This is a genomic window from Arthrobacter sp. SPT-J7 (genome assembly GCF_059089965.1).
Genome location: NZ_JBNHFF010000234.1, coordinates 1 through 4917, shown reverse-complemented (window position 1 = coordinate 4917; position 4917 = coordinate 1). Strand labels below are relative to the sequence as shown.

At 65.8% G+C, this 4917-nt stretch carries 7 protein-coding genes; 5 read left to right on the top strand and 2 right to left on the bottom strand.

Going from position 1 to position 4917, the window contains the following annotated elements; translation table 11 throughout:
• The 5 genes from AC5RWX_RS30210 to AC5RWX_RS30190 all read left to right on the top strand — a co-directional run.
• On the top strand, positions 1 to 520 hold a 520-nt coding region (locus AC5RWX_RS30210), incomplete at its 5' end, for a glycosyltransferase (protein WP_494099899.1).
• A gap of 28 nt (positions 521 to 548) precedes the next feature.
• Entirely contained in the window at positions 549 to 974 is a 426-nt protein-coding gene (locus tag AC5RWX_RS30205; protein WP_494099898.1) for a four-helix bundle copper-binding protein, read from the top strand.
• Entirely contained in the window at positions 971 to 1309 is a 339-nt protein-coding gene (locus AC5RWX_RS30200; protein ID WP_494099897.1) for a DUF8129 domain-containing protein, read from the top strand. The genes AC5RWX_RS30205 and AC5RWX_RS30200 overlap by 4 nt, the downstream gene beginning before the upstream one ends.
• A 3-nt stretch (positions 1310 to 1312) precedes the next feature.
• On the top strand, positions 1313 to 2902 hold the full coding sequence (locus tag AC5RWX_RS30195) for a M20/M25/M40 family metallo-hydrolase (RefSeq protein ID WP_494099896.1): 1590 nt from the start codon (positions 1313 to 1315) through the stop codon (positions 2900 to 2902).
• Positions 2903 to 2917: 15 nt separating this feature from the next.
• Positions 2918 to 4096, top strand: coding sequence for a carboxylate-amine ligase (locus AC5RWX_RS30190; protein ID WP_494099895.1), 1179 nt, complete (start codon positions 2918 to 2920; stop codon positions 4094 to 4096).
• Positions 4097 to 4104: 8 nt separating this feature from the next.
• Here the strand turns inward: AC5RWX_RS30190 and AC5RWX_RS30185 are convergent, their stop codons facing one another.
• On the bottom strand, positions 4105 to 4494 hold the full coding sequence (locus AC5RWX_RS30185) for a CBS domain-containing protein (protein WP_494099894.1): 390 nt from the start codon (positions 4492 to 4494) through the stop codon (positions 4105 to 4107).
• A gap of 31 nt (positions 4495 to 4525) precedes the next feature.
• On the bottom strand, positions 4526 to 4917 hold a 392-nt coding region (locus tag AC5RWX_RS30180), incomplete at its 5' end, for a P-II family nitrogen regulator (RefSeq protein ID WP_494099893.1).

Here is a 4917-nt window from a genome sequence, read left to right as displayed (position 1 = left end):
GGACGAAACGCAGGACCTGGCCCTCATCGCCGACCTGGCCAAAGCGCTGCCGGAGTGGGACATCAAGATGTACGGGCCGGTGGCCAAGATCGATCCGGCCAGCCTGCCGCAGGCGCCCAACATCAGCTACGAAGGGTACACCTGCTACAAGGACCTTCCCGCGGCGATGGCAGGCCTGGATGTTGCGCTGATGCCGTTCGCCCTGAATGAGGCAACCCGCTCCATCAGCCCCACCAAAACGCTCGAGTACCTCGCCGCCGGCCTTCCCGTGGTGTCCACCCGCGTGCCGGACGTGGTGGCTGATTTCCCCGGCGTGGTGCACCTGCGCGACGACGGCGCCGGCTTTGCTTCGCTGTGCCGGAACCTCGGCCTGCGGGATGCTTCGCGCGCCCCGAAGCCGAAAACCCGGGAGCTGCTGAAGAAGTACCACTGGGACGCGATCGCAGCCCAGATGGCGGAGTCCGTCTTCGCTTCGGGCCTGCAGGTGCCGGAACCATCCGACGCCGAGGCCACTGCCTAGCACTGCACGTCACGAAAAGGAGAGTGGAATGACGCACATACGGGCCATGATTGATGCCCATCCCAAAGGCCTGGATGAGTTCAATAAAGCCAAACTGGCTGAATGCATCGGCGCCTGCTTCGAATGCGCGCAGACCTGTACTGCCTGCGCCGACGCCTGCCTCAGTGAGGACATGGTGGCGGAACTGGTCACGTGCATCGGGACCGACCTGGACTGCGCGGACATCTGTGCAACAACAGGAAATGTGCTTTCCCGCCACGCCGGCTACAACGGCAGCGTCACGAGATCGCTGCTGGAAGCCTGCCGCGCTGCCTGCAGGGCCTGCGCCGAGGAGTGCGATAAGCACGCCGACATGCACGACCACTGCCAGGTCTGCGCGGAGGCGTGCCGGCGCTGTGAACAGGCATGCGCCGACCTGCTGAGCTCACTGGACGAAGGAGCTGAACAACAATGAACGAAGTACCCCTGCACAAGGAACTGCCGCTGCCCGACTACGACCACCTGCCGGTGGGAACCCTGCCGTCGCGCATCTCAGGCCTGGACGAGGAGCAAGTCGAGCAGCTGATCACGTACGAGAAGGCACACGGGAACCGCCTGCCCATCATGCAGATCCTCGAAAAGAGGCTCCACGACCTGCAGGGCGGCACCGTTCCCCGCGGCCCCCAGGCCCCCAGCACTCCCGAGGTGAACATCGGCCAGCCGAAGACCCCGCAGGCCGCCAACGTGCCGGGGCCTCCCATCAACCCGCCGTCGCAGGGCGATCCCACCAACCCTGCCCAGCCCCGGTGAGCCGTGGAGCAGTATCACGGCCTCGAGGGCCATGACGGCCCGGGTCACGAGGCCCCGGGCCTGCACGCCCCGGAAAACCAGGGCGTGAACGGCGACGGCACGAACCACGACGACGGCGCAGACCTTCGCGCCTTCGTCCGGTCCTGCCGGGCCGAGCTGGAGGCCCAGTTGGCGGAGTGGGTGCGGGTGCCCGGCGTGTTGGGGGCGCCGGAGCACACCAAGGACCTGCTCCGCTCGGCGAACTGGCTGGCGGCGGCCTTCCGCGAGGTGGGCTTCCCGGTGGTGGAGGTGCTTCCCACCGGGGAATCCCACGCGGTGTACGCCGAATGGTGCGAAGCGCCCGGCGCCCCCACTGTCCTGGTGTACAGCCACCACGATGTGCGGGTGGCCAAACCCGAGCAGTGGGACCAGACCGCGCCCTTCGAGCCGGTGGTGCGGGACGGCCGGTTGTTCGGTCGGGGCAGCTCCGATGCCAAGGGCCAGGTCCTGGCCCACCTGTGGTCGCTCCGCGCGCACCTGGCCCGGCAGTCCAAAAGCTCTCGCACTTCAAGGGCCCAGAACCCAAGCGCTCCATCACCTTTGGAGGCCAGAACCCAAACGCTCTCTCACCCTGTACAGCAAGGCTCCGAACGATCAACACCTGCCATCAACCTGAAGTACCTCGTCGAGGGGGAGGAAGAGGGCGGTTCGCCGCATCTTGCCGGGCTGCTCGAGGAGCAGGCGGACCGGCTGCAGGCGGACCTGGTGCTGTTCTCCGACACCCTTCTCTTCCGTGAGGATCATCCGGCCCTGTGTATGAGCCTGCGCGGGATGATCAGCGCACACCTGGAGCTCACCGGTCCGGAAATGGATGTTCACAGCGGTGCTGTTTCCGGTGCCGTCCCCAACCCGGCCTTTGAACTGAGCAGGCTGCTCGCGGGTCTCCATAACGAGGACGGCCGGATCGCCATCCCGGGATTCTATGACGACATTGCGGCAGTGCCGGAGGACTTTCGGACGGCGCTCGCACGCCTGCCCTTTACCGAAGAGGACTGGGTGGAGCGCTCGCAGACGGGAAGCATCATTGGCGAACGCGGGTACACGGTTCCGGAACTCCTGTGGCTCCGCCCGGCGGTGGAAATCACGGCACTCATCGCCGGCGATCCTATGGGATTGTCCAGTGCGGCCGTTCCGTCCGTGGCATCCGTTGACCTGAGCTTCCGGACCGTGGGCGGCCAGCGGGTGGAGAAGGTTGCCGAGCAGCTCCGGCAATGGGTGCAGGACACAGTGGGGGAGGACTACGGCCACACACTCAGCGTGGATCGCGAGACGGCACAGGAACCTTACTGGACCCCCGACCACCCCGCTGTTTCCGCCCTGGAACGGGCCATGGCCAAGGGCTTTCGCTCAGCCGATGTGGGCAGGATGGGCAACGCCGGCGGAGGGCCTGCCGAACTGCTCAGCAGGTCTTTAGACGCTCCGGTCCTGTTCTTCGGGACGGGCCTGGTGGAGGACCACTGGCACGACAGCGACGAAAGCGCCAACCTCGAAGTACTGGTGAACGGCGCCGTCACGCTTGCTTGCTTCTGGGACGAACTGGCCCGGATGGATTGACAAAGGACGACGGCGATGGACGGCTCAGGAACAGAAAGCACCCCGGGGCACACTGGAGACGGCAGCGCAGGGGCGGACCACCGCCGTCGGACGTTCGGAATAGAGGAGGAACTGCTGCTGGTGAGCGCCGAGACGGGGGAGGCTGTGCCGCTGGCTGCTGGACTGCTCGAGGGGTACACCCGCCCCGCCGGTCCCGGTGGAGGACCTTTCCTCACTGCTGAATTCCAGCAGGAAATGATCGAGGTGGTCAGTCCGCCACATTCCACCATGGCGGGGCTGGAGACGGACATCATCCTGGGCCGGGCGATGGCGGATGCAGAGGCGCGGAGGATGGGGGTACGGGTTGCCGCCCTGGGCACCTCGCCTCTGCCGTGCGACCCGCATCCTGCCTCACTGCGCCGCTTTGCGGCGATGACGGACGAGTACGGGCTGACAGCCAGGGAACAGCTCACCTGCGGCTGCCATATCCACGTCTCCGTGGACTCGGATGAAGAAGCCGTGGGGGTGCTGGACCGCATCCGTATCTGGCTGCCCGTTGTGGGTGCGCTGAGCGCCAACTCCCCGTTCTGGCACGGGCAGAATACGGGTTACGCCAGCTACCGCTCGCAGGTCTGGAGCCGTTGGCCCTCGGCCGGACCACTGGACATCCTCGGCTCACCGGAGGCGTACCACCAGCTGGTTCATGACATGGTGAGCACCGGGGTTCTGCTTGACGAGGGCATGGTGTACTTCGACGCGCGGCTCTCCCGTCACTATCCCACGGTGGAAGTCCGCATCGCCGATGTCTGCCTCCGGCCGCAGAACGCTGTGCTGCTGGCCGGGATCTGCCGGGGGCTGGTGGAGACCGCCGCCCGCGAGTGGCGGGAAGGTATCCCGCCCGTGGCCGTGCCCACCCAGCTGCTGCGGCTGGCCGGGTGGAAGGCCAGCCGGTGGGGACTGCGCGGGGACCTGCTGGATCCGTTGACATACCAGCCGACGCCGGCGCTCGCCGTCGTGAATGCGCTGCTGAACCACATCCGGCAGGCGCTGGAGGACACCGGGGACCTCCGACAGGTGGAAAAGCTGATTGATGACCTGCTCTACGCCGGCACGGGAGCCGTCCGGCAGCTGGAAGTGATCCACCGGACGGGGGATTTGGAAGCCGTGGTAGCTGACGCCGCCAACTGCACGGTGTGGGTGGAGGCGGAGGACTAGCCTTCGAATTACGTCAGTTCTTCCATGCGCCGGGCCAGGATGTCGTTCATCGCGAGCAGCCCCACCAGGCGGTTGCCTTCCACCACCACCAGCCGGCTGAGGTGGTAGCGGCTCATGAGTGCTGCTGCCTGCCGCACGGACAGGTCCTCGTTGACGGTGATGGCCGGGATCGTGGCGGCGTCGTAGACGTTCAGGAGGTCAACATCGCCCTCCTGGGCCACCACCGTATCCAGGAGTTCCCGGTAGCTCAGCATGCCGTAGGCGTCGTGGGCATGCTGCCGGTCCACCACCAGGCTCTTCACCTGCCGCTCCTTCATCATGGACAGTGCCTCACGCAGCGTGTTGTACGGGGAGATGGTGACCACGTCGGCAACCATGACGTCTCTGACAGTGAGCATTGTCTTCCTCCTTGTGAAGCCACGGGCTGGTTCAGGCGCCTTCGCGACGCAGGTGTTCCTCGAACCTGACCACCTGGCGCATGTCGATACCTGTCAGGTGCTCGATGGGGATGGCGAAAGCCAGGCCCCGCGATTCCGTCCCCCTGACCAGGATGGCATGCAGTTCCTTCAGAATCGGTGCTGTCAGGTGGGCTCCCACCACCATCAGCAGCACTGACTGGGTCCCCTCGAAGGTGAGGCCAAAGAAAGTCTTCCTGGCCTGTCCGCCGATGCCCTTGCCCGGCAGGATGGTCACGCCGGTGGCACCCACCTCTTGAGCGTGTTCGATGACCTGCTCTTCAAGGTCGTCGGGCGCGATGACCACGACCGCGGTGAACTTCATACCGGTGCCTACCTCAACAGGGGAAATTTCTCCATCACCAT

Bases quoted from the DNA above. Each gene is read 5' to 3' on its own strand.
- AC5RWX_RS30190 (WP_494099895.1), top strand. From the start codon at position 2,918: ATGGACGGCTCAGGAACAGAAAGCACCCCGGGGCACACTGGAGACGGC.
- AC5RWX_RS30185 (WP_494099894.1), bottom strand. From the start codon at position 4,494: ATGCTCACTGTCAGAGACGTCATGGTTGCCGACGTGGTCACCATCTCC.
- AC5RWX_RS30205 (WP_494099898.1), top strand. From the start codon at position 549: ATGACGCACATACGGGCCATGATTGATGCCCATCCCAAAGGCCTGGAT.
- AC5RWX_RS30200 (WP_494099897.1), top strand. From the start codon at position 971: ATGAACGAAGTACCCCTGCACAAGGAACTGCCGCTGCCCGACTACGAC.